Here is a 25,817-nt window from a genome sequence, read left to right as displayed (position 1 = left end):
AACGCCCTGCCCCCGCCGTGCGACCCTTCGGGGCCCGGCGGGGGCAGGGCCACATCTCTCGCACCCGAGAGGGAGAACCGTGAGCAGCAGGACCAAGGGCTGGGGCGTGGCGATCGCCGCCTGCGTGGGCATCTGGCTCGTCCAGAACGGCTCCGAGGACGTCACCCCGCCCATGCCGTCCGCGGCGCAGGCCTTCGCCGCCGGGCCGAACGCGCACACCGACGCGGCCGCCGACCCGCTGCCGCCGTCCGAGCCGGTCCGGCTGCGCATCCCCGAGATCGACGTCGACGCACCGATGACGCCGCTCGGGCTGACCGCGCGGGGCGCGCTCGACGTCCCGCCGGCGGACGACCGCAACCTCGCGGGCTGGTACCGGAACGGCACGACCCCCGGCGCCAAGGGCACCGCGATCGTGGCGGGCCATGTCGACAACGCGCGCGGCCCCGCCGTCTTCTACGCGCTCGGCGCTCTCAAGAAGGGCAACCGGATCGAGGTGGACCGCCGGGACGGGCGGACCGCCGTCTTCACGATCGACGCGGTCGAGGTCTACGAGAACGAGGACTTCCCGGACACGAAGGTCTACGGCGAGACCGGACGGGCCGAACTGCGGGTGATCACCTGCGGCGGCGGCTTCTCACAGAAGTCCGGCTACCAGGGCAACGTGGTGGCGTTCGGGCACCTGATCGGCGTGCGCTGAAGCGACGGTCCGGGTCCGCGCGGCTCCGGGACGCGCGGTCCTCTCAGGACCACTGGTCGAAGGCGAGCTTCGCGACGAGCGAGAAGACCACGACCAGCAGCACCCCGCGCACGAACTCGGAGCCCTTCCGCAGCGCCATCCGCGCGCCGATCATGCCGCCGGCCAGGTTGAAGAGCGCCATCACGGCCGCGAGCTGCCAGAGCACCGTGCCCTGGTAGGCGAACATCGCGAGCGCGCCGCCGTTCGTGCAGACGTTGACGATCTTGGCGGTGGCGGAGGCGGTCACCAGGTCGAGGTGGAGCACGGCGGTGAGCGCCAGCACCAGGAACGTGCCGGTGCCGGGCCCGAAGAGGCCGTCGTAGAACCCGATGCCGCCGCCGACCAGCACGATCGCGGTGACGACCCGCGCCCGGCCGACCGGCGCCCCGTCCTGGTGCCGGGTGCCGAAGGCGGGGCGCAGCATCACGAACGCGGCCACCCCGAGCAGGACGACCATGATCACCGGACGCAGCACGTCGCTGCTGATCCCGGCGGCGAAGAAGGCACCGGCCATCGATCCGGCGAGGGCCGCGAGTCCGATCCGCACCGCCGTCTTCACCCGCACCGGCGCCTTGCGCGCGTACGTGATCGCGGCACCGGACGTGCCCACGATCGCGACGGCCTTGTTGGTGCCCAGGATCTGGGCGGCCGGGAGGTGCGGAAGGCCGAGCAGCAGGGCGGGCAGCAGGAGCAGTCCCCCGCCCCCGACCACGGCGTCGATCCAGCCGGCCACCAGCGCGGCGGCGCAGAGCAGGACGAGCGTGGTCACGGTTATCTCGGGCATGACCACGACCCTAAGGGCTGTGCCGTCCGTCAATCTCGGGAGAGTCGAGCCACGTCCGAGGTGGTGACCTGCTGCTCCCGGTCCGGCGCGGGCGGCGCCGCGGGATCGACGGCGACGGTCAGGAAGGTCGCGGCGAGCGCCCCGGCGCCGAGGAGCGCGGCGGCGAGCCGGCGGCGGGCGGCCTCGGGGGCGGGCAGCCGCGGGGCGCGGTGCCGGCGCGCGGAGCGGACGGTGAGGGCGGGGGCGGTCGGGGCGTCACTCATGGCTGAAGTCCTCGGAGTGGATGCGCCGGGCCGGCACTCCGGCCCGGACGAGGGAGTCGGTCGCGGCCCTGGCCATACCGGGCGGGCCGCACAGGTAGACGTCGTGCTCGGCGAGGTCGGGCACGAGGTTGCGCAGCGCCTGCGGGGCGAGCGGGTCGAAGGAGGCGTCCGAGGGGCCGAGCAGATAGTGCAGGGCGGCCTGCCGCGCGTGCGCGATCCGCTCCAGTTCCTCGCGCAGGACGAGACGGTCCGCGTCCGGGGCGCGGTAGAGCAGCGTCACCTCGCCGGGCCCCCCGGGCAGCGTCTCGAAGAGCGTGCGCATGGGGGTGATGCCGACACCCCCGGCGAGCAGGAGGACCCTGCGGCGGGTGCGGCGGTGCGCGGTGAGCGCGCCGAAGGGGCCGGCCGCCAGGACCCGGGTGCCCGGGCGCAGCCGCCGGATCCGACGCGTGTGGTCCCCGAGCGCCTTGACCGTGATGCGCAGGGTGTCGTCGCGGACGGGCGCGGAGAGCGAGAAGGGCAGGGCGGTCCGCCAGAGCCTGCGGGTGAGGAAGCGCCAGCGGAAGAACTGGCCGGGCTCGGCGCACAGCCGGTCCAGGTCCCGGCCGCGGACGATCACGGAGACGACGTCCGGCCCCTCGTCGCGGACCTCGGCGACGCGCAGTCCGTGGCGCAGCGCCTGCCGGACCGGGACGACGACCCGGTACCAGACGAGGAGCACGGCGACGCTCGCGTGCGCCATCGACCAGAGCCAGACGGCGAGGACGCTCCCGGCGACGTCCGGGCCGGCGAGCTGGTGCACGAAGCCCAGGGCGGCGGCGAGGAGGCCGAGCAGATGGACCGCCCGCCAGGTCTCGTGCCGCAGGCGTCGCCGGGCCGCCCGTGCCGAGGTGACGCCGACGGCGGCGAGGAGGACGGTGCCCGCCGCCGCGGCGGCGAGGGCGGGATAGCCGAGCAGTCCGCGGGTGGCGGCGACCAGGTCGGTCCGGGTGTGCACGGCGTAGCCGCAGAGCGCCAGCAGCCCGTGGGCGCCGATCAGCCCGAGGACGTACCGGCCGCCCAGGGCGTGCCCGCGGGCCAGCCGGTCCGCGCCGACGCCGTGCTCGATCGCCGGGATCCGGGCCATCAGGAGCAGCAGCACCAGGACGCCGTAGCCGGCGAGCAGTCCGGTGAGATGGGCGGCGGTGGCGAAGAAGGCGTCGAGGCGGGCGGACGGGCGTGCCTGGACGCCCCAGCCGAGCGCGACGACCCCGGCACCCCCGACGATCACGTGCCGCAGCCGGTCGGGACGGACCCTCGGGGCAGGAGCGGGGACGGGTCGGGCGGTGGGGACGGCGAAGCGGTGGGCGCCGTCGTGGAGAGGGGTGCGTACCTCGGTCGTCACATCCCGACCCTAGGTCCGCCGGTATACGAGAACCCCCAGGTCAGCCGCTCCCTCGTGATCCTTAAGGCGGCCTTGAGGAGGTCCTGACCGGCGGTTAAGCCTCACACCGGCGCCCAAGGCGCCCGTGAGGGGCGCGCCCCTCACAGCGTGCTCCCCCCGGGACTGAGATCAGCGTTCCGTACGGGAAACAGACGGGATGCCGACGGGTAACACCCGCCCCGCACTCTTCGGAACATGAGTACACGGATCGTGGTGGTCGGGGGCGGAACGGCGGGCGCCCGGCTCGCCCAGCACCTGCCGGTCACCCTCCTCGGCGAAGAGCCGCACGCACCGTACAACAGGGTGCTGCTCGCGGACGTCCTCGCCGGGCGGTACGAGCCCGAGGTGATCGCGCTGCCCGCTCCGCGGGAGCCGGTGCGCCGCGGGGTGCTGGCGGTGCGGATCGACCGCGCGGCCCGCACCGTCCGGTGCGCGGACGGGACGGAGGTCGGGTACGACCGGCTGGTGCTGGCGACCGGCTCCAACCCGGTGCTGCCGCCGCTGCGCGGCCTGCGCGGCGGCCGACTTCCCTCGGGTGTGCATCCGTTCCGTACGCTCGACGACTGCCTGGCGCTGCGGGAGGCCGTGCGGCCCGGGGTTCGCGCGGTCGTCATCGGCGGCGGCCTCCTCGGGGTCTCCGCGGCCCGCTCGCTGGCCGCACTGGGCGCCGAGGTCGTGCTGACGCAGCAGGGCGAGCGCCTGATGGAGCGCCAGCTCGACGAGCGGGCCTCGGGGTTGCTGCGCGGTCACGTGGAATCGCTCGGTGTGGAGGTGCACACCGAGTGCCGGGTCATCGGACTGCACCAGCGTGACGGGGCGGTCACGGCCGTCGAACTCGCCGACGGCTTCGTCCTGGACGCCCAGGTGGTGATCCTCGCCTGCGGGGTCCGGCCGCGTGTCGGCCTCGCCCGGGACGCCGGCCTCGACGTCCGCACCGGCGTCGTCGTCGACGACGAGCTGCGGACCTCCGATCCGTACATCCACGCGATCGGCGACTGCGCCGAACACGACGGCCGGGTCTACGGCCTGGCCGGCCCGGCCCTGGAACAGGCGGACGCCCTGGCGTCGGTCCTGACGGGCACCGACGTGGCCCGGACCTCGCGGGGCGCCGGCGACGCGGACCCGCTGCGGCCCGCCGTCCCTGCCTACACCGGCACCCGGGCGCTGACCCGGCTCACCCTCGGCGGGCCCGTCTCCCTGGATCTCGCCGCCTTCGGCGAGGCCGACGCACAGCCCGGCGACGACGTCGTGCAGCTGACCGACGCCACCCGCCGCGCCTACCGCAAGGTCGTCGTCCGCGGCGACCGGCTGGTCGGCGGCGTCCTGCTGGGCGATCTCGCCGCGGTCGGGGCGCTCGCCCGGGCGTGGGAGGGCGACGAGGCCCTCCCGCACGCTCCCCTGCTTCACCTGCTCACCCATGACGGAGGCTCCTGAGATGTCGACCACGCCCGCGCACACCCCCACTGTCGTCCTGGTCGGCCACGGAATGGTCGGCCAGCGGTTCCTCGAGGCACTGGCCGAGCGGGGCGTCACCGAGCGCGCCCGTGTGGTGGTGCTCTGCGAGGAGCCCCGGCCCGCGTACGACCGGGTCCAGCTGACCTCCTACTTCAGCGGCCGCACGCCCGACGAGCTGTCGATGGTCGAGGACGGCTTCATGGCGCAGCACGGCATCGAGCTGTACGTCGGCGACCCGGCGGAGTCCGTCGACCGCGCCGCCCGTACGGTCACGGCCCGGTCCGGGCAGGTCTTCGCGTACGACACGCTCGTCCTGGCCACCGGCTCGTACCCCTTCGTGCCCCCGGTCCCCGGCAAGGACGCCCGCGGCTGTTTCGTCTACCGGACCATCGAGGACCTGCTCGCGATCGAGGACTACGCGAAGACCGCGACCACCGGGGCCGTGGTGGGCGGCGGTCTGCTCGGCCTGGAGGCGGCGGGGGCGCTCAAGGGCCTCGGACTCGACACCCACATCGTGGAGTTCGCGCCCCGGCTGATGCCGGTGCAGGTCGACGAGGGCGGCGGCGCCGCGCTGCTGCGCACCATCGAGCAGATGGGCCTGAGCGTCCACACCGGCACCGGCACCCAGGAGGTCGTGACCGAGGACGGCGCGGTCACCGGGATGCGCCTGTCGGACGGCTCCGAAGTGGCCACGGACATGGTGGTGTTCTCGGCCGGTGTCCGGCCCCGCGACCAGCTGGCCCGCGACTGCGGCCTCGACGTGGGCGAGCGCGGCGGTATCGCGGTGGACGAGCAGTGCCGCACCTCCGACCCGGCCGTGTTCGCGATCGGCGAGTGCGCGCTGGCCTCGGACGGCCGGGTCTACGGTCTGGTGGCGCCCGGCTACGAGATGGCGCAGACCGCGGCGGCGACGATCGCCTCGGCCGAGGAACACTCCTTCACGGGCGCGGACATGTCGACCAAGCTGAAGCTGCTCGGCGTGGACGTGGCCTCCTTCGGCGACGCGCACGGCACCGCCGAGGGCTGCCTCGACGTCGTCTACTCGGACTCCCGCTCCGGCGTCTACAAGAAGCTCGTCGTCGACGGCGACGGGGTCCTGCTCGGCGGTGTGCTGGTCGGCGACGCCGACTCCTACGGCATGCTGCGGCCGCTCACCGGCACCGTGCCGCCGGTCTCCCCCGAGCAGCTGGTGCTGCCCGCGGGCGCGGGCGCGCCGGTGGCGCTCGGCCCCTCGTCGCTGCCGGACGACGCGGTCATCTGCTCCTGCCACAACGTGACCAAGCACGCCATCACCGAGTGCACGACGCTGCCCGAGGTCAAGAAGTGCACCAAGGCCGGCACCGGCTGCGGCAGCTGCGTGAAGGTCATCCAGCAGCTGCTGCCGGCCGCCGCCGACCAGGGGCTGTGCGGGTGCTTCTCGTACACCCGCAGCGAGCTGTACGAGATCACCCGCACCCTGCGGCTGACCTCCTTCGCCGCGCTGCTCGACTCCCACGGCCGGCCCGAGGCCCGCGGCGGGGACGGCTGCGAGGTCTGCAAGCCGACCGTCGGCTCGATCCTGGCCTCGCTCAACAACGGCTACATCCTCGACGGCGAGCAGGCGTCGCTCCAGGACACCAACGACCACTTCCTGGCGAACCTGCAGCGCAACGGCTCGTACTCGGTGGTGCCGCGTATCCCCGGCGGCGAGATCACCCCGGACCGGCTGATCGTGATCGGCGAGGTGGCGCGGGACTTCGGGCTCTACACCAAGATCACCGGCGGTCAGCGGATCGACATGTTCGGCGCCCGGGTGGACCAACTGCCCGCGATCTGGACCCGGCTGGTCGACGCCGGCTTCGAGTCGGGCCACGCGTACGGGAAGTCGCTGCGCACGGTGAAGTCCTGCGTGGGCCAGACCTGGTGCCGGTACGGCGTCCAGGACTCGGTGAAGATGGCGATCCAGCTGGAGCTGCGCTACCGCGGCCTGCGCTCCCCGCACAAGCTCAAGTCGGCGGTGTCCGGCTGCGCCCGCGAGTGCGCCGAGGCCCAGTCGAAGGACTTCGGCGTCATCGCGACCGCGAGCGGCTGGAACCTCTACGTCGGCGGCAACGGCGGCGCGACCCCGCGCCACGCGGACCTGCTGGCGCAGGACCTGTCGGACGCCGAACTGGTCCGCCTGATCGACCGGTTCCTGATGTTCTACATCCGCACCGCCGATCGCCTGGAGCGCACCTCGACCTGGCTGGAGCGCCTGGACGGCGGCCTCGACCACCTCAGGGACGTGGTCGTGCACGACTCGCTGGGACTGTGCGACGAGCTGGAGGCGATGATGACGGCGCACGTCGCGGACTACCAGGACGAGTGGGCGCAGACCCTGGACGACCCGGACCGGCTCCGCCGCTTCGTGTCCTTCGTGAACGCGCCGGACGCCCCGGACCCGTCGGTGCGGTTCGTGCCGGAGCGCGACCAGATCAAGCCGGACCTGACCATTCTGACCATCGGAAACCGCCTGGAAGGAGCCTCCGCCCGATGAAGCTCGAACTCTCCCACGACACCGAGGCCGACGCGTGGACGGCCGTCTGCGACGAGAACCGGCTCACCCCGGGCCGGGGCGTGGCGGCGTTGCTGCCCGACGGCCGGCAGGCCGCGCTCTTCAGGGACCGGTCGGGGCGCGCGTACGCGATCGACAACCAGGACCCGTTCACGGGGGCGCAGGTGCTCTCCCGCGGGCTGCTCGGCTCGGCGGGCGGACGGCCGTTCGTCGCCTCGCCGCTGCTGAAGCAGCGCTTCGACCTGGAGACGGGCCGCTGCCTGGACGACGACGAGGTGGCGGTGGCGGTGTACCCGGTCCGCTCGGTCTGACCGGGCACACGGGGCCGGGCCGGGCGCCCCGGGGCCGCCGTACGGCCGAGCGGATCGCGGCGCCCGGCAACCGGATCCTCGCCCGGCCCGCCGAGGCCGGCGCGCTGCCGGCGCGCTGCGCGGCGACGGCGTGCGTCCGGGCTCGTTCACGGGACCGTCGTCCCTGATGCGGCGGGGTACGCCCGCGCCCTCGGGGCGCGCGAGGTGGACGCCGGCCGACGTCGCCGGCGAGCGGCTCCGGACCCCGTCCGAGCAGCGCGCCGGCGTGACGTACGGGACGGTGCGCTGACGCGCCCGTCCGGTCAGCCCTGGACGACGGCCGGGTCCATCCACACGACCTCCCAGTGGTGCCCGTCCACGTCCGAGAAGGAGCGGCCGTACATCGTGCCGTAGTCGATGGGGTCCTTGGCGGGCGAGCCACCGGCGGCGAGGGCGCCGTCGGCGAGCTCGTCGACCTTTTCGCGGCTCTCGGCGCTCAGGGCGATCAGGACCTCGGAGCTCTTGGTCGCGTCGGCGATCTCCTTGCCCGGCGCGGTGAACTCCTTGAACCGGGGCTCGGTCAGCAGCATCGCGAAGATGGTGTCGCTGATGACCAGGCATGCGGTCGTGTCATCGCTGAACTGCGGGTTGAAGGAGTAGCCGAGCTCGGTCCAGAAGCTCTTCGACGCTTCGAGGTCCTTCACGGGCAGGTTCACGAAGATCATCTGGGGCATGGCGCTCTCTCTTCTCTCTGGTCCGTGCGGGGTGTCGGTGCTCTCAGGAGGTAAGACGGCGGGCCGGGCCGAAACTCATCGCCGTTCCCTGGAAATCCTTCCGGACCGGCCCCGGGTGCGCAGCTCGGCGCCCGGTCGCCCGCCGGTGGGGGCGGGCAGCGTGGCCCGACGGCGTCAGGACCCGTCCGGAGCGCGGCGGGTCCAGCGGCTGAGGGTCCCGCTCTCCTCGTCGTGGGTGAGCCAGCTGCCGTCGCCGAGCGGCCGGGCGAGGCCGTGGCGGGTGCCCGGCGGGTAGGCGACGGCGCCGCGGATCTCCAGGGTGTGTGCGTCCAGGAGCCAGTGCCGGGTGTCCTGGTCCTCCTCGCCGTACTCGGCGCCGGTGGAGACGAGGACCGTCCGCGCGTCGACGAAGCCGCAGGCCCAGTCCCAGGGGTTCTCGTCCACCTCCTCCCGTTCGGCGAGGACCGTTCCGTCCAGGGCGTGGAGCCGGACGTCGGCTCCGTAGTGCTCCATCGTCAGATAGCCCTCGTGGTCCGGATGGACGTCCATGAGGATCCGGTCCAGGTTCTCGTTCAGGTCCCAGGAGACCGGTTCCGCGCCGTCCAGGCGCGCCCAGTGGAGCAGGATCCCGTCCTGGCCCATGCCGACGCTCAGCCCCATGTGCACCCCGTCGGGGTGGGCGACGTGGTGCGACCCGGCCGCGGCGCTGTCCTCCAGAGGCAGCCGCGCAAGTTCGCGGCCGTCCCGGGCGTCCAGGACGACCCACAGCTCGCACCCGTCCTGCTCGTCCTCCCCGTCCTCCCCGACGACGTGCGCCCAGACGAGCCGCCCGTCGTCGGAGACCCGGCAGGAACCGTGTTCGAGGCCGCGGCACACCTGCTGCTCGTCCCCCGTGTGCGGGTGGCCCGACTCCGGCCCCCAGCAGCCGTGCCGGTACTCCCACAGGGTCGTGCCGCCCGCGGCGACGGCCCGTACCGCGCGCTGGCCCGAGAAGACCGCGAAGGTGCCGTCCGGGCTCACCGAATGGACCCCCCGGTCCCAGCCCGGCCAGGGCACCGGGAAGACCGCGGCCGGTGCCTGCTCCCCGGCCAGGAGCCCGTCGAGGTCGTACACCTCCAGGCCGGGCCCGTTCGGCAGGAGGGCGCGGCGCGCTCCGCCGGGGCGCCCTTCGAAGGCGTGACCGTGGATGAGTGCCTCGCCGCCCGGCAGCGGGACCGAGTCGTGCAGGTATACGGAGATCGGCATGTCCCCAAAGTAGCGAGCGCCACCGACAGTGCCCTCGCCCCACCCGTGCACCGACCGCGAGCCGACGCTTCCCCTTCACCGGTTGTTGCTGCACAGTCAACTCGGTACTCCTAGGTTCCGGAAGCGCGCGACCCCGCCGCCGACCGGTGCGGCGGGGCGGTCACCACCCCTCTGGAGTGAGACGTGGAGCGACGCAGTTTCCTGCGCGGAGCGGTCATCGGCACGTCGGCGGCCGCCTTCGGCGGCGCCCTGTGGCAGAGCGCGGCCTCGGCCGCACCCGCCCAGCCCGGCACGGGCCCCTACGGAGCACTCGGCGCCGCGGACGCCAACGGCATCCTGCTGCCCAGCGGTTTCAGCAGCCGGGTGATCGCCCGCTCCGGCCAGACGGTCTCCGGTACCTCGTACACCTGGCACAACGCCCCCGACGGCGGTGCCTGCTTCGCCGACGGCACGGGATGGATCTACGTCTCCAACTCGGAGATCAACCCGGGCGGCGGCGCGAGCGCGGTGCGGTTCGACTCCGGGGGCACCGTGACCGGGGCGTACCGCATCCTGTCCAACACCCGGCAGAACTGCGCGGGCGGCAGGACCCCGTGGAACACCTGGCTGTCCTGCGAGGAGGTCAGCCTCGGCTACGTCTACGAGACCGACCCGTTCGGGGTGAACGCCGCCGTCCGGCGCGACGCGCTGGGGCGGTTCAAGCACGAGGCGGCCGCAGCCGACCCGGTCCGCAAGGCGATCTACCTGACCGAGGACGAGACGAACGGCTGCTTCTACCGCTTCCTGCCCGCCACCTGGGGCAACCTCTCCGCCGGCACCCTCCAGGTCTTCAAGGCCGGCACCGCCACCTCCGGCACCTTCACCTGGCAGAACGTCCCCGACCCGGACGGCTCGCCGACCGTGACCCGCGACCAGGTCTCCGGCGCCAAGCGCTTCAACGGCGGCGAGGGCTGCTACTACGCCGACGACACCGTCTGGTTCACCACCAAGGGCGACAACCGGGTCTGGCAGGTGAACCTGGCCGCGGGGACCTACGAGCTGGCGTACGACGACTCGCTGGTGAGCGGCGGTGGCGCGCCGCTGACCGGGGTGGACAACGTCACCGGCACCTCCTCGGGCGACCTGTTCGTCGCCGAGGACGGCGGAAACATGGAGATCTGCGTCATCACCCCCGACGACGTCGTCGCGCCGTTCCTCCGGATCAACGGCCAGTCCGGTTCCGAGATCACCGGACCGGCCTTCTCCCCCGACGGCCGGCGGCTGTACTTCTCCAGCCAGCGCGGCACGAGCGGCAGCTCCTCGGGCGGCATCACCTACGAGGTGACGGGCCCGTTCCGGGCGTAGCACGGCGAGGCTCCCGGCGCCCCTTGCGCGCCGCCCAGCAGGGCGGCGCCGAGGGGCGTCAGCGTGTGCAGGACCGCGTTGCCGTGCCGCAGGGTCGCGACCAGCCCGGCCTCGCGCAGCACACCGGCGTGCTGGCTGGCCGAGGCGAGCGACACACCCGCCCGGCGCGCCAGTTCGCTGGTGGTGCCGCCGTCGCCGATGGCGTGCAGGACGGCGGACCGTGTGGTGCCGACCAGCTTCGCCAGCGAGGACCCGCCCGGTTCACGGACGGTCGGCGCCTCGCAGTGGGTGATCGGATAGACCAGGACCGGCGGCAGTCCGGGGTCGCGGAGCACGACGGGTGTGCCGCGGCAGAAGTACGAGGGCTGGAGCAGCAGCCCCCGGCCGTCGAGATGGAGGTCCCGGTCCACGGGATAGTCGGCCTCCAGGACCGGGGCGCGCCAGCGGAGCATCCTCGGCAGCGAGGCGAGGAGTTCCTCGGCTCCGCCGTCGAGCAGGGCCCGGCCGCGCATGGCCCGGTCCGCCTCGACCCGCGCCCGGATGTGGGGCAGGTACGGCTCGACGGCGGCCCGGTGGTAGCTCCGCAGGGCGCCGATGAGGCGACTAAACGATTCAGCACCTCCCTCGGCGAGCACGCGCAGCGAGTGGGGCACGGTCCGGCCGCCGGGCCGCGCGGCCCCCAGCAGCGCCAGTTCCGCGCGGAGCCGCTCCGGCGACGTCGCACGGACGGCCTGGAGGCCCTCGTCGAGCCCGCCGAACCCCTCCGCGGGCGTCAGGAAGTCGGGAAAATATCCGCGACTGGGAACCAGCGCGGCAAGCAGCCGGGTCTCACCGTTCAGCCGGGTCCGCGTTTCCGAGCGCCATTCTCCGTACACGACGGGGCCGCGACGGTCCCTTAAGCGGTGAAAACTGAGAATCGTTTCCCACAGAACGTCCGGCCGGCCCGCCATCCGGACCCCGGCCAAGTCGTTTCCTGTGAAATGAATCCGCAGCATCGAACCCCCACCTGTGCACTCGCAACCACCCCCTGCAAGGAGTATGCACACCATCACAGGACGTTACCAGGGTGTTTCAGCCACACTTGAAAAGCATCGCGGAGACCGGGGGCAAACCGAAAAGCTGTGCGTGTCGGGCAGGAAACCTTCAGGACCGAGGTGACGTGACGAAGACCGTGGGGGGCTTCGGGCGTCCGGCGGCGGTCGGCGAGGGTTGCGGCTCACTTGCCCGGCAAGGGTAATGGGCGCGGCCACTGGGTGGGGATCCGGTGGCCGCGCCCGCCTCGTTCTTTGCGGGTCGAATCGCGAAAAGGTTCAACAGCGAATAATCAAAACCGCCGATATTGAACACGAACTTACACGCGGTCGACGTCCGGGTGATCACGACCCCGCACGCTGGCACGGGACGAAAGACGACGGGGCGGACACCTCCGCACAAGGTGTCCGCCCCGTCTCTCTTGCGACCCGGAGCCGCCGCCCATCGGTGAGGGTCGGGGACGAGCGGCGGCTCCGGTGGCCTTTTCGCGCTACTGAACCTGCGGTCAGCGGCTGTCGCTGCCGCTCGACTCGGCCGCGGCGCGGCCGGCCTCCAGGCGCGCCACCGGGATCCGGAACGGCGAGCAGGAGACGTAGTCGAGGCCGACCTCGTGGAAGAAGTGCACCGACTCCGGGTCGCCGCCGTGCTCGCCGCAGACGCCGAGCTTGATGTCGGGGCGGGTGGCGCGGCCGGCCTCGACGGCGCTGCGCACCAGCGCGCCGACGCCGTCCTTGTCGATGGTCTCGAAGGGAGAGACCCCGAAGATGCCCTTCTCCAGGTACGCGGTGAAGAAGGAGGCCTCCACGTCGTCCCGGGAGAAGCCCCACACGGTCTGGGTGAGGTCGTTCGTGCCGAAGGAGAAGAACTCGGCGGCCTCGGCGATCTGACCGGCGGTCACGGCCGCGCGGGGCAGCTCGATCATGGTGCCGAGCGCGAGCTTCAGCTCCACCCCGGTCTGCGCCTGGACCTCGGCGATGACCTGCTCGGCCTCCTCGCGGACGATCTCCAGCTCCTGGACGGTGCCGACGAGCGGGATCATGATCTCGGCGCGCGGGTCGCCCTTGGCGTCGATCCGCTGGGCCGCGGCCTCGGCGATCGCCCGGACCTGCATGGTGAACAGGCCGGGGATGACCAGGCCGAGGCGGACACCGCGCAGACCCAGCATCGGGTTCTGCTCGTGCAGCCGGTGCACGGCCTGGAGCAGGCGCAGGTCGTTCTCGTTCGGGTCCTTGCGGGCCTCGGCGAGGGCGACGCGCACCGACAGCTCGGTGATGTCGGGCAGGAACTCGTGCAGCGGCGGGTCCAGCAGGCGGACCGTGACGGGCAGTCCGTCCATGGCCTCGAAGAGTTCGACGAAGTCCTGCTTCTGGCGCGGCAGGAGGGCCTCCAGGGCCTCCGCGCGCTCCTCGTCGGTGTCGGCGAGGATCAGCTTCTCGACCATCTCGCGGCGCTCACCGAGGAACATGTGCTCGGTGCGGCACAGGCCGATGCCCTGGGCGCCGAAGCGGCGGGCCCGCAGCGCGTCCTCGGCGTTGTCGGCGTTGGCCCGTACGCGCAGGCGGCGTACGCGGTCCGCGTAGGCCATGATCCGGTGCACGGCGGCGACCAGCTCGTCGGCGTCGTCGGCGCCGGCGTGCATCCGGCCCTCGAAGTACTCGACAACCGGGGAGGGCACGACCGGGACCTCACCGAGGTACACCTTGCCCGTGGAGCCGTCAATGGAGACGACGTCGCCCTCCTCGATGACGTGGCCCGAGGCGGTGGTCATCCGGCGGCGCTTGGTGTCGACCTCCAGCTCCTCGGCGCCGCAGACACAGGTCTTGCCCATGCCGCGGGCGACGACGGCGGCGTGCGAGGTCTTGCCGCCGCGCGAGGTCAGGATGCCCTCGGCGGCGATCATGCCGTCCAGGTCGTCCGGGTTGGTCTCGCGGCGGATCAGGATGACCTTCTCGCCGGAGCGCGACCACTTGACGGCCGTGTAGGAGTCGAAGACGGCCTTGCCGACGGCCGCGCCCGGGGAGGCGGCGATGCCGCGGCCGAGCAGCTCGGTCTTCGCGCCGTCGTCGAACCGCGGGAACATCAGCTGGGCGAGCTGGGCGCCGTTGACGCGCTGGAGCGCCTCGGCCTCGTCGATCAGGCCCTGGTCCACGAGCTGGGTGGCGATCCGGAAGGCGGCACCGGCGGTGCGCTTGCCGACCCGGGTCTGCAGCATCCACAGCTGGCCGCGCTCGATCGTGAACTCGATGTCGCAGAGATCCTTGTAGTGGGTCTCCAGCGTCTCCATGATCTGCATCAGCTGGTCGTACGACTTCTTGTCGATCGACTCCAGCTCGGCGAGCGGCACGGTGTTGCGGATACCCGCGACGACGTCCTCGCCCTGCGCGTTCTGGAGGTAGTCGCCGTAGACGCCCTGGTGACCGGAGGCGGGGTCGCGGGTGAACGCGACACCGGTGCCGGAGTCCGGGCCGAGGTTGCCGAAGACCATGGAGCAGACGTTGACGGCGGTGCCGAGGTCGTGCGGGATGCGCTCCTGGCGGCGGTACAGCTTCGCGCGGTCGGTGTTCCAGGAGTTGAAGACGGCCTCGATGGCGAGGTCCATCTGCTCGCGCGGGTCCTGCGGGAAGTCGCGCCCGGCCTGGGCCTTGACGATCTTCTTGAAGTGCTTGACCAGCTTCTTCAGGTCGCCGGCGTCGAGGTCGGTGTCGACGGTGACCTTCTTGGCGGCCTTGGCCTCCTCGAGGGCTTCCTCGAAGAGCTCGCCGTCGACGTCGAGAACGGTCTTGCCGAACATCTGGATGAGGCGGCGGTACGAGTCCCAGGCGAAGCGCTCGTCGCCGGCCTGGGTCGCGAGGCCGGTCACCGACTCGTCGGAGAGGCCGATGTTGAGGACGGTGTCCATCATGCCGGGCATGGAGAACTTGGCGCCGGAGCGCACCGAGACGAGCAGCGGGTCGTCGGCCTGGCCGAGCTTCTTGCCCATCTTCTGCTCGAGGGCGTCGAGGTGCGCGCTGACCTCGGCGCGGAGCGCGACCGGCTCGGAGCCGCTCTCGAGGTAGACCTTGCACGCCTCGGTGGTGATCGTGAAGCCCGGAGGCACCGGCAGGCCGAGGTTGGTCATCTCGGCCAGGTTGGCGCCCTTGCCACCGAGCAGGTCCTTCAGGTCCCTGTTGCCCTCGGTGAAGTCGTACACGAACTTCTGATCTTTGTTTTCCGACACGGGTCTCGACTCCTCGAGCACTCGGTGGCTGCCCTGACGGCGAGGAACATACCCAGATCGAAGGCTTCTGGGGAGGTACGCCTACCGGTCACCCGGACTTAACCACCCGTCCGCCAGCAGATCGAAAGTAACCGACGGGTAGCTTCCGCTTTCATGCTTCGAACCCCACTTGACCGAAAGCAGGGCTATGGCGCTCATGTGAGCGACCTGAAGACCATCTGCGTTCAACTCTTGAAGGCAGAAAGGGTGGCACCCAGTGCCACCCCTCCAGAAGTACAACGCCTCGTAATTCGCTCATCTGAGCACCACCCTGATCAAGGGTGGTGAGGATCACGCCGTGGAAATGGCTTGATTCCCACGATCTGGACGTGATCACGTCACGTCCGGAGCTCCCTCAGCCACCCGACGTGTCCAGCTCCGCGTCCTCACTCACTCCCGCGCAGTCGTACGGGTCCTTGAGCCAGCCGTCCGGCAGCACGACCCGGTTGTTGCCCGACGTACGGCCCCGCGGCCCGTCCGCCCCCAGCGGCCACGGCTGGTCCAGGTCGAGCTCGCTCAACTGAGCGCTCAGCTCGTCCAGGGACGAGGTGATCGCCAGCTTCTTGCGCATCTCCGAACCGACCGAGAACCCCTTCAGGTACCAGGCCACGTGCTTGCGGAAGTCGATGACACCGCGCGACTCGTCGCCGAGCCACTCCCCCAGCAGCCGCGCGTGCCGCACCATCGCCTCCGCGACCGCGCGCAGCCCCGGCTGGGCGTACGCGCCGGTGCCCTCGAAGCCGGCGACCAGGTCGGCGAAGAGCCACGGGCGCCCCAGGCAGCCGCGCCCGACGACCACGCCGTCGCAGCCGGTCTCGCGCATCATCCGCAGCGCGTCGTCCGCCGACCAGATGTCGCCGTTGCCGAGCACCGGGATCTCCGGGACGTGCTCCTTCAGCCGGGCGATGGCGTCCCAGTCCGCCGTGCCGCCGTAGTGCTGTGCCGCCGTCCGCCCGTGCAGGGCGATCGCGGTCACGCCCTCCTCGACCGCGATCCGCCCCGCGTCGAGGAAGGTGATGTGGTCGTCGTCGATGCCCTTGCGCATCTTCATCGTCACCGGCAGGTCGCCCGCGTTCGTCACGGCCTCGTGCAGGATCGCCCGCAGCAGGGGCCGCTTGTACGGGAGGGCCGAGCCGCCGCCCTTGCGGGTCACCTTGGGGACCGGGCAGCCGAAGTTCAGGTCGATGTGGTCGGCCAGGTCCTCGTCCACGATCATCCGCACCGCCTTGCCGACCGTCACGGGGTCGACGCCGTAGAGCTGGATCGACCGCGGCTTCTCGCTGTCGTCGAAGCGGATCAGCTGCATCGTCTTCTCGTTGCGCTCCACCAGCGCCCGGGTCGTGATCATCTCGCTCACGAACAGGCCCTTGCCGCCGCTGTACTCGCGGCAGAGGGTGCGGAAGGGGGCGTTGGTGATGCCGGCCATCGGCGCGAGCACCACGGGCGGCTGGACGATGTGCGGCCCGATGGAGAGAGGGGAGAACGCGGTCATCCCCCCATTGTCCCGCACGGCGAAGGTCATTAGTTAGCCGTACTATCCGCATATGCCCGAGCTCACACCCGGACGCCGGCGGATCGTCCTCGCGATCTGCTGCATGAGCCTGCTGATCGTCAGCCTCGACAACACGGCGCTGAACGTCGCCCTGCCCGCCATGCAGCGCGACCTGCACGCCTCCGTGTCCGGCCTGCAGTGGACCATCGACGCCTACACCCTGGTGCTGGCCTCGCTGCTGATGTTCGCCGGCTCCACGGCCGACCGGATCGGCCGCCGCAAGGTCTTCGTCACGGGCCTGGTCCTCTTCGTGCTCGGCTCGCTGCTCTGCTCGCTCGCGCCCAGCCTGGAGACCCTGGTGGCCTTCCGGATGATCCAGGCGGTCGGCGGATCGATGCTCAACCCGGTCGCCATGTCGATCATCACCAACACGTTCACCGAGCCCGCGGCCCGCGCCCGCGCCATCGGCGTGTGGGGCGGAGTCGTCGGCGTGTCCATGGCGGCGGGGCCGGTCGTCGGCGGGCTGCTGGTGGACTCGGTGGGGTGGCGGGCCGTGTTCTGGGTGAACCTGCCGGTCGGGCTCGCCGCACTGCTGCTGACCCTCCGGCACGTCCCGGAGTCCCGGGCGCCCCGGCCGCGACGTCCCGACCCGGTCGGCCAACTGCTCGTCGCCACCCTCCTCGGCTCGCTCACGTACGCGATCATCGAGAGCAGCCCGGTCTTCGCCGGGGTCGCGCTCGCCGCGCTCGCCGGGGTCCTGCTGTACGAGCCGAGGCGTCACGAGCCCCTGATCGACCTGCGGTTCTTCCGGAGCGCTCCGTTCAGTGGCGCCACCGTCATCGCGGTCTGCGCCTTCGCCGCCCTCGGCGGCTTCCTCTTCCTCAACACGCTCTACCTCCAGAACGTGCGGGGGCTGTCCGCCCTCGACGCGGGCCTGTACATGCTTCCGATGGCCGCGATGACCCTCGTCTTCGCCCCGCTGTCCGGCCGGCTCGTCGGCGCGCGCGGCCCCCGCCCCTCACTGCTCGTCGCGGGCACGACGATGGCGGCCGGCTCCCTGCCCTTCGCGGCCTTCGCCGCCGAGACCAGCGATCCGCTGCTCTTCGCCGGGTACGTGGTCTTCGGAATCGGCTTCGGCATGGTGAACGCGCCGATCACGAACACCGCCGTCTCCGGCATGCCCCGCGCCCAGGCGGGAGTGGCGTCCGCCGTGGCCTCCACCAGTCGCCAGGTCGGCCAGACGCTCGGCGTCGCCGTGGTCGGGGCGGTCCTGGCCGCGGGCGTCGGCCGCACCGGGGACGCGCAGGGCTTCGTGGAGGCGAGCCGGGCCGGATACTGGATCATCACGGGCTGCGGGGTGTGCGTGCTGCTGGCCGGGGCACTGACCAGCGGCGCGTGGGCGCGCCGCACGGCGGAGCGCACGGCGGCACGGCTGGAGCCGGACGGGGCTCACACCGCCGCGAGCGCCGTCCCCTCCTGACCCGACCGCGCGCGGCGCCCGGGCCCGCCGTCCGCCGTACGCCCGGCGTCGCGGGCCTCGGACTCCTCGCGGAGCGCCAGGTCCCGGAGGCGCTCCAAGCCCGCGCGGGACTCCTCGTCCATCGGCACGTAGGTCACCAGACGCGGGCCGGACGCCGGGCCCAGCCAGAGGTTGGTGTGCTCCAGCCGGAGCATCCCGACCCGGGAGTTGCGGATGTGCTTGACCCGGCCGGCCGTCCCGGCCACCTCATGGCGCTCCCAGATCTCCCGGAACTCCGGCGAGGCCGACCGGAGCCGCTGCAGCAGCGCCTTCCAGGCGGGCTCGGCCAGATGCTCGGCCATCGAGGCGCGGAACTTCGCGGCCATCATCTGCTTGACGTCCGGCAGCTCCGACACGGCCGCCGCCCAGTCCTCGTCGGTGAAGCAGAGCCAGATGCAGTTGCGGTCCTCGCGCGGCAGGGCGTCCAGGTCGCAGAGCAGCCGCCCGTAGGTGCGGTTGTAGGCGAGGATGTCGTACCGGCTGTTCTGGATGCAGGCGGGCAGCGGCTCCAGCTGGTCGACCATCTGCCGCAGCGCCGGGGTCACGGTCGGGCAGGGCCCGCCGGGGGCGGGGTCGACGGCGCCCGCGAGGGAGAAGAGATGGGACCGCTCCGTCGCGTCGAGGAGCAGCGCGCGGGCGAGGGCGTCCAGGACCTGCGGGGAGACCTGGATGTGCCGTGCCTGCTCCAGCCAGGTGTACCAGGTGACCCCGACCGCCGAGAGCTGGGCGACCTCCTCACGGCGCAGGCCGGGGGTACGGCGCCGGCGGCCGCGGGGCAGGCCCACCTGCTCGGGAGTGATCCGCTCGCGGCGGCTGCGCAGGAAGTCGGCCAGTTCGTGCCGTCGCACGTCCGTCTCGGTGCCGTGCGTGGCGTGGATGCCGGGAGCGGCCATGGTGGTCATGCCTCCAGGGTGCCGGGCTGCTCAGCCCATTGCCAGGTGCAGCTGGTACCAGGATAAGGAGACTCTGGTACCACTCTGAGGAGAGGCGCATCGTCGGGGGCATGGCTACGAGAGTCTTCTCCCCCGCCGCCCGCACCACGGGCGGCGTCGACCACGCTTCACCCGTCCTCGGTTCGTCCGGCCTGTTCACCGTGCTGCTGGGTGCCGCGCTGCCGTTGATCGACTTCTTCATCGTCAACGTCGCCCTGCCCACCATCGACCACGATCTGGCGGCCGGTCCGGCCCTGCTGGAGCTCGTCGTCGCCGGGTACGGGCTCGCGTACGCCGTCCTGCTCGTCCTCGGCGGGCGGCTCGGCGACCTCTTCGGCCGCCGCCGGCTCTTCCTGGCGGGCATGGCCGCCTTCGGTCTGACGTCGCTGGCCTGCGGGCTCGCGCCGGACGCCTGGACCCTGGTCGGGGCCCGCGTGGCACAGGGTGCCGCGGCGGCGCTGATGCTGCCGCAGGTGCTCGCGACCATTCACGCCTCGACGACGGGGGCGCGGCGCGCCAAGGCGCTCAGCCTGTACGGGGCGACGGCCGGGCTCTCGATGGTGGCCGGCCAGATCCTGGGCGGCGTGCTGGTCGCCGCCGATGTCGCGGGCAGCGGCTGGCGGGCGATCTTCCTGGTCAACGTGCCGGTGGCGCTGGTCGGACTGCTCCTCGCGGTGCGCGCCGTTCCGGAGACCCGCTCGGACCGGCCGGCACCGGTGGACGTCCCGGGCACCCTGCTGCTGACGCTCACGCTGCTGTCGCTGCTCGCCCCGCTGACGGAGGGCCGGGCCTCGGGCTGGCCCCTGTGGACCTGGGTCTCGCTGGCCGTCTTCCCGTTCTCGGCGGCGGCCTTCTGGCGGGTGGAGCTGCGGGCGGACCGCCGGGGGCGCACGCCGCTGGTGCCGCCGAGCCTGCTCGCCCTGGTCTCCCTGCGCCGCGGCCTGGCCCTGGTGCTGCCGTTCTCGATCGGCTTCGGCGGCTTCATGTTCGTCATCGCGGTGGCGCTGCAGCAGGGCCTGGGCATGGGCGCCGTCGTCTCGGGCCTGGCGCTCGTGCCGATGGCGGTGGCCTTCTTCGGCGCCTCGCTGGCGGGTCCTCGGCTGGTACGGCGCCGGGGCAGCCGGGTCGTGACGGCGGGCGGGCTGCTGCAGGGGCTCGGCGTCGCGCTGCTGGCCCTGACGGTCTGGCGCTCCTGGCCGGACCTGTCGGCCTGGAGCCTGCTGCCGGGCATGGCGGTCGCGGGCTTCGGTCAGGGTCTGCAGCTGCCGGTGCTCTTCCGGGTCGTCCTGTCCGAGGTTCCGGCGGAGCGCGCGGGGGTGGGAAGCGGGGTCATGGTGACCACCCAGCAGTCGGCACTGGCCCTCGGGGTGGCGACCCTGGGTTCGCTGTTCCTGTCGCTGGCGGCGTCGGCCGGCGTGCGCGACGCGCTGGTGGCGACACTGCTGGTGCAGCTCGCCGCGGTGGCCGTGACGGTCGCGCTGAGTCTCCGGCTGCCTCGTCGAGTGGGCTGAGACCGGAAGGCAGGCGTCGTCCGCCGCGAAGCGGGGCAGGGGCCCGGGTCACGTGGTGACCCGGGCCCCTGCCCTTTCCGAGTGGACTGCGGCTACTGCTCGCCGCCCGCGGTGGTCCCGGCCGCCGGGGTGTTCCCGGCGTCCGTGGTGCTCCTGGTGCCCTGCGCGCGTTCGCGCATCTTGCGGAGCAGTTCCTGCTTCTGGTCGACGGCGGCGCGACGGTCGGCGTCGCGGTTCTCGACTGCGCCTGCCTGGTCGGCACGGGACAGCTTCTTCCGCTGTCCGCCGACGCCGAGGAGGTTGTTGCGGCCCTTGGCCATGCGGGATTCCCATCGGTGAGAGGTGCGGGGGTCAGTCGTCTGGCGCTGCGCGGGTGGGGACCCGCGGCGCTCTCACTCGTAGATCTGGAAGAACAGGGCCTTGGCGGACATGGAAGACATGGCCGTGACGCTACCGCGCCGGGCGGGGCGGGTCATCCGCATTTCGCCGGAGCGGCGCGGGGCGGCGGGGTGGCGTGCGGGATGCCGCGGGGGCGACGCGGGGTGGAGGGACCCTCGATCGAATGACAAAGATTGAAATCTGTCATCCGTCATGCCATAGTCGTCATGTGTCACCCCGACCGCTTCTTCTCAGAGGAGACCGCCATGAACCGCACCCTCGGCACCACCGGCCCGCGCGTCTTCCCGCTCGGCCTCGGCTGCATGGGCATGTCCGCGTTGTACGGGGAGAGCGACCGCGCCGAGTCGATCGCGACGATCCACGCCGCCCTCGACGCCGGCATCACCCTCCTCGACACGGGCGACTTCTACGGCATGGGGCACAACGAACTGCTGATCAACGAAGCCCTGCGCACCGCCCCGGCCGAGGCCCGCGAGCAGGCGCTGACCAGCGTGAAGTTCGGCGCCCTGCGCACGGTCGAGGGCGGCTTCACCGGATACGACGGCCGGCCGGCCGCGGTGAAGAACTTCGCGGCCTACTCGCTCCAGCGCCTGGGCACCGACCACATCGACATCTATCGCATCGCCCGGGTCGACCCCGACGTCCCGATCGAGGAGACGGTCGGCGCGATCGCCGAGCTGGTCGAGGCGGGGCACGTCCGCCACATCGGCCTCTCCGAGGTCGGCGCGGACACGCTGCGCCGGGCGGCGGCGGTCGCCCCGATCGCCGACCTGCAGATCGAGTACTCGCTGATATCCCGCGGGATCGAGGAGAAGATCCTGCCCGCGGCCCGCGAGCTGGGCATCGGCGTCACGGCGTACGGCGTGCTCTCGCGCGGACTGATCAGCGGCCACTTCTCCCGGGACCGCGAGCTCGCGCCGGGCGACTTCCGGGGGATGAGCCCGCGCTTCCAGGGCGACAACCTCGGCCGGAACCTCGACCTGGTGGACCGGCTGCGCGCCGTCGCCGAGGCCAAGGGCGTCACGGTCGCCCAGACCGCCATCGCCTGGGTGCTCGCCCAGGGCCCGCGGCACGGCGTCGACATCGTGCCGCTGATCGGCGCCCGCCGCCGGGACCGTCTCGCCGAGGCGCTGACCTCCCTGGACGTCACGCTGGACGCGGCCGACCTGGACGCGATCGAGCAGGCCGTCCCGGTGGGCGCGGCGGCCGGCGACCGCTACCCGGCAGCGCAGATGGCGCACCTGGACAGCGAGCACTGACCCCGCCGGCCGACAGGTACTGTCCTTCCATGTCGTCCGAGACCCTGACCGCAGAGCGCATCCTCGAAGCAACCGAGGAGGTGCTGCGGCGCTACGGGCCGGCCAAGGCGACGGTCGTCGACGTGGCCCGGGTGCTGGGGGTCAGCCACGGCAGTGTCTACCGCCACTTCCGCACGAAGGCCGCGCTGCGCGAGGCCGTCACGGAACGCTGGCTCTCCCGGGCCGAGGGGGCGCTCGCCGAGGTGACCGCGGCCACCGACCGGGCGGCCTCCGAGAAGCTCCGCGACTGGCTCGCCACCCTCTTCGCGGCCAAGCGCCGCAAGGCCGGCGACGATCCCGAGCTGTTCGCCACCTACAGCGTGCTGATCGACGAGAACAGCGGAGTGGTGGAGGACCACGTCGCCGCGCTCATCGGCCAGGTGCGCACGATCGTCGAGGAGGGCACCCGGGACGCGGAGTTCACCGCCCCCGACGCGGACGCCACGGCTCGCGCCGTCTTCGACGCGACCGCCCGCTTCCACGACCCGGCCTACGCTCCCGAATGGCAACGCCCCTCGATCCACGGCGAGTTCGACGCCGTGGTGGACCTGCTGCTGCGCGGCCTGCGCGCCTAGCGGGCGTCGTGCCACGTCGATCGGACCCGGCCGCCGACCGGAAGCCGGGCACCCGGCGCATGAGGTGGGCCGCCTTCCCTGCGGTGTCCCGCCGGCCGCGCCGCCGGCAGGGCGGGGAGCCGGCAGCCGGGGGTGGGACCGGGGCCTCCCTCGGGCGGGACTTCCGGTGGCTGTGGGCGGCGAACGCGGTCAGCACCTTCGGCACCTTCTTCGCCTTCGACGCGTTCGCGCTGATCGCGATCCTCGTGCTGGACGCCGGACCCACCCAGGTGTCCGCGCTGGCCGCGACCGGGGTGGCGGTCGGCGCGGTGGTGGCGGTGCCGCTCGGCCCGTGGGTGGAGTTCCGGCGCAAGCGGCCGGTGATGATCGCCGCCGACCTCGTGCGGTGCGCGGCCCTGCTCAGCGTGCCCGCCGCGTACGCGCTCGGCCTGCTCGGCTTCGCGCAGCTCCTGGTCGTGTCGGTCGTCATGGCCGCGGCGGGCATCACCTTCCAGGCGGCGGCCGGAGCCTGCCTGAAGGAGCTCGTCCCGCGCGAGGGCCTGCTCGCCGCGAACGGGCGGCTGGAGGCGACGACCTGGACGGCCACCATGCTGGGGCCGCCCCTCGGCACCGCCGCGATCGGACTCCTCGGTCCGGTGACGAGCGTGGTGGCCGACGCGGTCAGTCATCTGCTGTCGGCAGCGGGCATCCGGGCGATCGGCCGTGCGGAGGCGCGCCCCGAGCGGCCCGACGCCCCGCCGCGGCTGCGGGCCGGCGAGCTGCTCGACGGATGGCGCTTCATCCTGGCCGACTCCGCGCTGCGTCCCCTGTTCCTCAACGCCCTCCTGGTCAACGGCCTGATCATGGCGACCTCGCCGTTGCTGGCGGTCCTCATGCTGGGCCCGCTCGGCTTCGCCCCGTGGCAGTACGGCCTGGTCTTCGCGGTGCCCTGCCTCGGCGGCCTGGTCGGCTCACGGCTGTCCCGCCGGCTCGTCGCCCGGTACGGCCGGCACCGGGTCCTGCGCGTCGCGGGGACGCTGCGGGCCTGCTGGCTGCCCGGACTCGCCTTCGTGGGGCCCGGGGTCCCCGGCCTGGCCCTCGTCGCGGCCGTCGAACTGGGGATGATCACCTGCATCGGGGTGTTCAACCCGCTGCTCGCCACCTCCCGGCTGGAGCTCACCCCACGGGACCGGGTCGTCCGCACCCTGTCGGCCTGGTCGGTCAGCGCCAAGCTCGCCATCGCGGCGATCACCGCGCTGTGGGGACTGCTGGCCGGACTGGCCGGCCCCCGTGCCGCGCTCGCGCTCGCCGGGCTGCTCGCCCTGGCGACCCCCTTCCTGCTCCCCCGGGCCGCCTCCGACGCGCGCCCGGCGGCGGAGCCGGGCCCGGGGCGGTGACGCGCGAAGCCCCCGGTCCCTTCACGGAACCGGGGGCTTCGTCACGCGGACGCGCCGTGTGGACGGCGGGGCGTCAGCAGCCGAGCAGGCGGCTGCCCAGGTAGCCCTGGATCTGGTCCAGGGAGACGCGCTCCTGCTTCATGGTGTCGCGCTCGCGCACGGTCACCGCGTTGTCGTCCAGGGTGTCGAAGTCGACGGTGACGCAGAACGGCGTACCGATCTCGTCCTGGCGACGGTAACGGCGGCCGATGGCGCCGGCGTCGTCGAAGTCGATGTTCCAGTTCTGCCGCAGGTCGGCGGCGAGGCCCTTGGCCTTGGGCGACAGCTGCGGGTTGCGGGACAGCGGCAGGACGGCGACCTTGACCGGCGCGATGCGCGGGTCGAAGCGCATCACGGTGCGCTTCTCCATGACGCCCTTGGCGTTCGGGGCCTCGTCCTCGTTGAACGCGTCGAGCATGAACGCCAGCATCGTGCGGCCGACACCGGCGGCCGGCTCGATGACGTACGGCGTCCAGCGCTCGCCGGCCTCCTGGTCGAAGAACTGCAGGTCGTTGCCCGACGCCTTGGAGTGCGCGTTCAGGTCGTAGTCGGTGCGGTTGGCGACACCCTCGAGCTCGCCCCACTCGCTGCCGCCGAACTGGAAGCGGTACTCGATGTCGGCGGTGCGCTTGGAGTAGTGGGAGAGCTTCTCCTTCGGGTGCTCGAACCAGCGCATGTTCTCCTCACGGAGACCCAGGCCCGTGTACCAGTTCCAGCGCTGCTCCATCCAGTACTCGTGCCACTGCTCGTCCTCGCCCGGCTTGACGAAGAACTCCATCTCCATCTGCTCGAACTCGCGGGTGCGGAAGATGAAGTTGCCCGGAGTGATCTCGTTCCGGAACGACTTGCCCATCTGCGCGATGCCGAACGGCGGCTTCTTGCGCGAGGTCTGAAGCACCTGACCGAAGTTGGTGAAGATGCCCTGCGCGGTCTCGGGACGCAGGTAGGCGACGGAACCGGAGTCCTGCGTCGGGCCGAGGTGCGTGGAGAGCAGGCCGGAGAACTGCTTGGGCTCCGTGAAGGTGCCCTTGTTGCCGCAGTTGGGGCAGTTGAGGTCGGTGAGACCGTTCTCGGGGAGACGGCCGTGCTTCTCCTCGTACGCCTCCTCCAGGTGGTCCGCGCGGTAGCGCTTGTGACAGGAGGTGCACTCGGTCAGCGGGTCGGTGAAGGTGGCGACGTGGCCGGAGGCCTCCCAGACCTCGGTGGCCAGGATCACCGACGAGTCGATACCGACGACGTCCTCGCGCGAGGTGACCATGTAACGCCACCACTGACGCTTGATGTTCTCCTTGAGCTCGACACCCAGCGGCCCGTAGTCCCAGGCGGCCTTCTGGCCGCCGTAGATCTCACTGCAGGGGTAGACGAAGCCACGGCGCTTGCTCAGGCTGACGATGGTGTCGATCTTGTCGGCGGCCACGGTGCTCTCTTCATTACGACGACGAAGTGCGAATGCTTCAGATTACCGGCGCCCGCACCCCCCGTATCAAATCGGTTCGGCACCGGGCCCGCTCGCGGGCGGGCCGGGGACGCCGTGGCCGGGCCCACAGGAAGCACAATTGACAATCGTTTCCAGTTTTGTTG

21 protein-coding genes are annotated in these 25,817 nt (G+C 72.2%); 10 read left to right on the top strand and 11 right to left on the bottom strand.

Going from position 1 to position 25,817, the window contains the following annotated elements; translation table 11 throughout:
* The first annotated feature begins 79 nt into the window (after positions 1 to 79).
* Positions 80 to 697, top strand: coding sequence for a class F sortase (locus tag ACE1OA_RS23465; RefSeq protein WP_356598570.1), 618 nt, complete (start codon positions 80 to 82; stop codon positions 695 to 697).
* Positions 698 to 740: 43 nt separating this feature from the next.
* On the opposite strand, the gene ACE1OA_RS23460 is transcribed toward ACE1OA_RS23465, so the two are convergent.
* Genes ACE1OA_RS23460 through ACE1OA_RS23450 form a run of 3 tightly spaced genes read right to left on the bottom strand, consistent with a single transcriptional unit; the run spans position 741 to position 3,167 of the window.
* Positions 741 to 1,520 carry a sulfite exporter TauE/SafE family protein gene (locus ACE1OA_RS23460; protein ID WP_356598572.1) on the bottom strand — a complete coding sequence of 260 codons (780 nt, stop codon included), beginning with the start codon at positions 1,518 to 1,520 and terminating at the stop codon, positions 741 to 743.
* Between the two features lie 29 nt (positions 1,521 to 1,549).
* Complete coding sequence (locus ACE1OA_RS23455) at positions 1,550 to 1,783, bottom strand: hypothetical protein (RefSeq protein WP_384867366.1); 234 nt, start codon at positions 1,781 to 1,783, stop codon at positions 1,550 to 1,552.
* A complete protein-coding gene (locus ACE1OA_RS23450) occupies positions 1,776 to 3,167 on the bottom strand; it encodes a ferredoxin reductase family protein (RefSeq protein WP_432753315.1) in 1,392 nt (463 codons plus the stop codon). Before ACE1OA_RS23450 ends, ACE1OA_RS23455 begins: the two co-directional genes overlap by 8 nt.
* Before the next feature lie 234 nt (positions 3,168 to 3,401).
* Here ACE1OA_RS23450 and ACE1OA_RS23445 point away from each other — a divergent pair, with 234 nt between their 5' ends.
* From ACE1OA_RS23445 to nirD, 3 genes are read left to right on the top strand one after another with little or no spacing between them, the layout of a single operon-like run.
* Positions 3,402 to 4,640: an NAD(P)/FAD-dependent oxidoreductase gene (locus ACE1OA_RS23445; protein WP_432753314.1), complete on the top strand. Its 1,239-nt coding sequence runs from the start codon at positions 3,402 to 3,404 to the stop codon at positions 4,638 to 4,640.
* A gap of 1 nt (position 4,641) precedes the next feature.
* Positions 4,642 to 7,176 (top strand): nitrite reductase large subunit NirB, encoded by a 2,535-nt coding sequence (gene nirB, locus ACE1OA_RS23440; protein ID WP_356598580.1) that lies wholly within the window; start codon positions 4,642 to 4,644, stop codon positions 7,174 to 7,176.
* Positions 7,173 to 7,505, top strand: coding sequence for a nitrite reductase small subunit NirD (nirD, locus tag ACE1OA_RS23435; protein ID WP_356598582.1), 333 nt, complete (start codon positions 7,173 to 7,175; stop codon positions 7,503 to 7,505). Before nirB ends, nirD begins: the two co-directional genes overlap by 4 nt.
* 302 nt (positions 7,506 to 7,807) lie before the next feature.
* On the opposite strand, the gene ACE1OA_RS23430 is transcribed toward nirD, so the two are convergent.
* Positions 7,808 to 8,218 carry a VOC family protein gene (locus ACE1OA_RS23430; protein ID WP_356598584.1) on the bottom strand — a complete coding sequence of 137 codons (411 nt, stop codon included), beginning with the start codon at positions 8,216 to 8,218 and terminating at the stop codon, positions 7,808 to 7,810.
* Positions 8,219 to 8,392: 174 nt separating this feature from the next.
* Positions 8,393 to 9,463 carry a hypothetical protein gene (locus ACE1OA_RS23425; RefSeq protein ID WP_432753313.1) on the bottom strand — a complete coding sequence of 357 codons (1,071 nt, stop codon included), beginning with the start codon at positions 9,461 to 9,463 and terminating at the stop codon, positions 8,393 to 8,395.
* 183 nt (positions 9,464 to 9,646) lie between these two features.
* Between ACE1OA_RS23425 and ACE1OA_RS23420 the strand changes: the two genes are divergently transcribed.
* A complete protein-coding gene (locus ACE1OA_RS23420; protein ID WP_356598588.1) occupies positions 9,647 to 10,807 on the top strand; it encodes an alkaline phosphatase PhoX in 1,161 nt (386 codons plus the stop codon).
* On the opposite strand, the gene ACE1OA_RS23415 is transcribed toward ACE1OA_RS23420, so the two are convergent.
* The 3 genes from ACE1OA_RS23415 to dusB all read right to left on the bottom strand — a co-directional run bounded on the left by ACE1OA_RS23415 (position 10,777) and on the right by dusB (position 16,587).
* A complete protein-coding gene (locus tag ACE1OA_RS23415) occupies positions 10,777 to 11,802 on the bottom strand; it encodes an ArsR/SmtB family transcription factor (protein ID WP_356598590.1) in 1,026 nt (341 codons plus the stop codon). The genes ACE1OA_RS23420 and ACE1OA_RS23415 overlap by 31 nt on opposite strands.
* Before the next feature lie 542 nt (positions 11,803 to 12,344).
* Positions 12,345 to 15,056, bottom strand: a complete 2,712-nt coding sequence (gene ppdK / locus ACE1OA_RS23410; protein WP_356598592.1) for a pyruvate, phosphate dikinase — start codon at positions 15,054 to 15,056, stop codon at positions 12,345 to 12,347.
* Positions 15,057 to 15,450: 394 nt separating this feature from the next.
* Complete coding sequence (gene dusB / locus ACE1OA_RS23405; protein ID WP_356598595.1) at positions 15,451 to 16,587, bottom strand: tRNA dihydrouridine synthase DusB; 1,137 nt, start codon at positions 16,585 to 16,587, stop codon at positions 15,451 to 15,453.
* Between the two features lie 52 nt (positions 16,588 to 16,639).
* Between dusB and ACE1OA_RS23400 the strand changes: the two genes are divergently transcribed.
* A complete protein-coding gene (locus ACE1OA_RS23400) occupies positions 16,640 to 18,067 on the top strand; it encodes an MFS transporter (protein ID WP_384867360.1) in 1,428 nt (475 codons plus the stop codon).
* Here the strand turns inward: ACE1OA_RS23400 and ACE1OA_RS23395 are convergent.
* The gene (locus ACE1OA_RS23395; protein ID WP_384867358.1) at positions 18,037 to 19,008 is read right to left on the bottom strand and encodes a helix-turn-helix domain-containing protein; all 972 of its coding nucleotides are present in this window, start codon (positions 19,006 to 19,008) and stop codon (positions 18,037 to 18,039) included. The genes ACE1OA_RS23400 and ACE1OA_RS23395 overlap by 31 nt on opposite strands.
* A 101-nt stretch (positions 19,009 to 19,109) precedes the next feature.
* On the opposite strand from ACE1OA_RS23395, the gene ACE1OA_RS23390 reads away from it, so the two are divergent.
* Positions 19,110 to 20,549, top strand: a complete 1,440-nt coding sequence (locus tag ACE1OA_RS23390) for an MFS transporter (protein ID WP_384867356.1) — start codon at positions 19,110 to 19,112, stop codon at positions 20,547 to 20,549.
* Positions 20,550 to 20,641: 92 nt separating this feature from the next.
* Here ACE1OA_RS23390 and ACE1OA_RS23385 read toward each other — a convergent pair whose 3' ends face one another.
* The gene (locus ACE1OA_RS23385) at positions 20,642 to 20,869 is read right to left on the bottom strand and encodes a DUF6243 family protein (protein WP_356773889.1); all 228 of its coding nucleotides are present in this window, start codon (positions 20,867 to 20,869) and stop codon (positions 20,642 to 20,644) included.
* A 324-nt stretch (positions 20,870 to 21,193) separates the two neighbouring features.
* Between ACE1OA_RS23385 and ACE1OA_RS23380 the strand changes: the two genes are divergently transcribed.
* The 3 genes from ACE1OA_RS23380 (at position 21,194) to ACE1OA_RS23370 (ending at position 24,197) form a co-directional block, all read left to right on the top strand.
* On the top strand, positions 21,194 to 22,207 hold the full coding sequence (locus ACE1OA_RS23380) for an aldo/keto reductase (RefSeq protein ID WP_356598603.1): 1,014 nt from the start codon (positions 21,194 to 21,196) through the stop codon (positions 22,205 to 22,207).
* A gap of 29 nt (positions 22,208 to 22,236) precedes the next feature.
* Positions 22,237 to 22,821 (top strand): TetR family transcriptional regulator, encoded by a 585-nt coding sequence (locus ACE1OA_RS23375; RefSeq protein WP_432753312.1) that lies wholly within the window; start codon positions 22,237 to 22,239, stop codon positions 22,819 to 22,821.
* A gap of 83 nt (positions 22,822 to 22,904) precedes the next feature.
* Positions 22,905 to 24,197, top strand: coding sequence for an MFS transporter (locus ACE1OA_RS23370; protein WP_432753311.1), 1,293 nt, complete (start codon positions 22,905 to 22,907; stop codon positions 24,195 to 24,197).
* A 73-nt stretch (positions 24,198 to 24,270) separates the two neighbouring features.
* Here ACE1OA_RS23370 and ACE1OA_RS23365 read toward each other — a convergent pair whose 3' ends face one another.
* Positions 24,271 to 25,653: a glycine--tRNA ligase gene (locus ACE1OA_RS23365; protein ID WP_356598609.1), complete on the bottom strand. Its 1,383-nt coding sequence runs from the start codon at positions 25,651 to 25,653 to the stop codon at positions 24,271 to 24,273.
* Positions 25,654 to 25,817 lie beyond the last annotated feature (164 nt).

It is taken from the genome of Streptomyces sp. JL2001 (assembly GCF_050917515.1).
Classification (GTDB): domain Bacteria; phylum Actinomycetota; class Actinomycetes; order Streptomycetales; family Streptomycetaceae; genus Streptomyces.
Note: the sequence above shows the minus strand (reverse complement) of the source record. Positions and strands in the feature narration are given on the sequence as shown.

Excerpts from the sequence above, each read along its gene's own strand:
- ACE1OA_RS23445 (WP_432753314.1), top strand. The coding sequence starts at position 3,402 with ATGAGTACACGGATCGTGGTGGTCGGGGGCGGAACGGCGGGCGCCCGG.
- ACE1OA_RS23395 (WP_384867358.1), bottom strand. The coding sequence starts at position 19,008 with ATGACCACCATGGCCGCTCCCGGCATCCACGCCACGCACGGCACCGAG.
- ACE1OA_RS23430 (WP_356598584.1), bottom strand. The coding sequence starts at position 8,218 with ATGCCCCAGATGATCTTCGTGAACCTGCCCGTGAAGGACCTCGAAGCG.
- ACE1OA_RS23400 (WP_384867360.1), top strand. The coding sequence starts at position 16,640 with ATGCCCGAGCTCACACCCGGACGCCGGCGGATCGTCCTCGCGATCTGC.
- ACE1OA_RS23415 (WP_356598590.1), bottom strand. The coding sequence starts at position 11,802 with ATGCTGCGGATTCATTTCACAGGAAACGACTTGGCCGGGGTCCGGATG.
- ACE1OA_RS23460 (WP_356598572.1), bottom strand. The coding sequence starts at position 1,520 with ATGCCCGAGATAACCGTGACCACGCTCGTCCTGCTCTGCGCCGCCGCG.
- ACE1OA_RS23380 (WP_356598603.1), top strand. The coding sequence starts at position 21,194 with ATGAACCGCACCCTCGGCACCACCGGCCCGCGCGTCTTCCCGCTCGGC.
- ACE1OA_RS23375 (WP_432753312.1), top strand. The coding sequence starts at position 22,237 with ATGTCGTCCGAGACCCTGACCGCAGAGCGCATCCTCGAAGCAACCGAG.
- ACE1OA_RS23390 (WP_384867356.1), top strand. The coding sequence starts at position 19,110 with ATGGCTACGAGAGTCTTCTCCCCCGCCGCCCGCACCACGGGCGGCGTC.
- ACE1OA_RS23455 (WP_384867366.1), bottom strand. The coding sequence starts at position 1,783 with ATGAGTGACGCCCCGACCGCCCCCGCCCTCACCGTCCGCTCCGCGCGC.
- ACE1OA_RS23425 (WP_432753313.1), bottom strand. The coding sequence starts at position 9,463 with ATGCCGATCTCCGTATACCTGCACGACTCGGTCCCGCTGCCGGGCGGC.
- ACE1OA_RS23385 (WP_356773889.1), bottom strand. The coding sequence starts at position 20,869 with ATGGCCAAGGGCCGCAACAACCTCCTCGGCGTCGGCGGACAGCGGAAG.
- nirD (WP_356598582.1), top strand. The coding sequence starts at position 7,173 with ATGAAGCTCGAACTCTCCCACGACACCGAGGCCGACGCGTGGACGGCC.
- nirB (WP_356598580.1), top strand. The coding sequence starts at position 4,642 with ATGTCGACCACGCCCGCGCACACCCCCACTGTCGTCCTGGTCGGCCAC.
- dusB (WP_356598595.1), bottom strand. The coding sequence starts at position 16,587 with ATGACCGCGTTCTCCCCTCTCTCCATCGGGCCGCACATCGTCCAGCCG.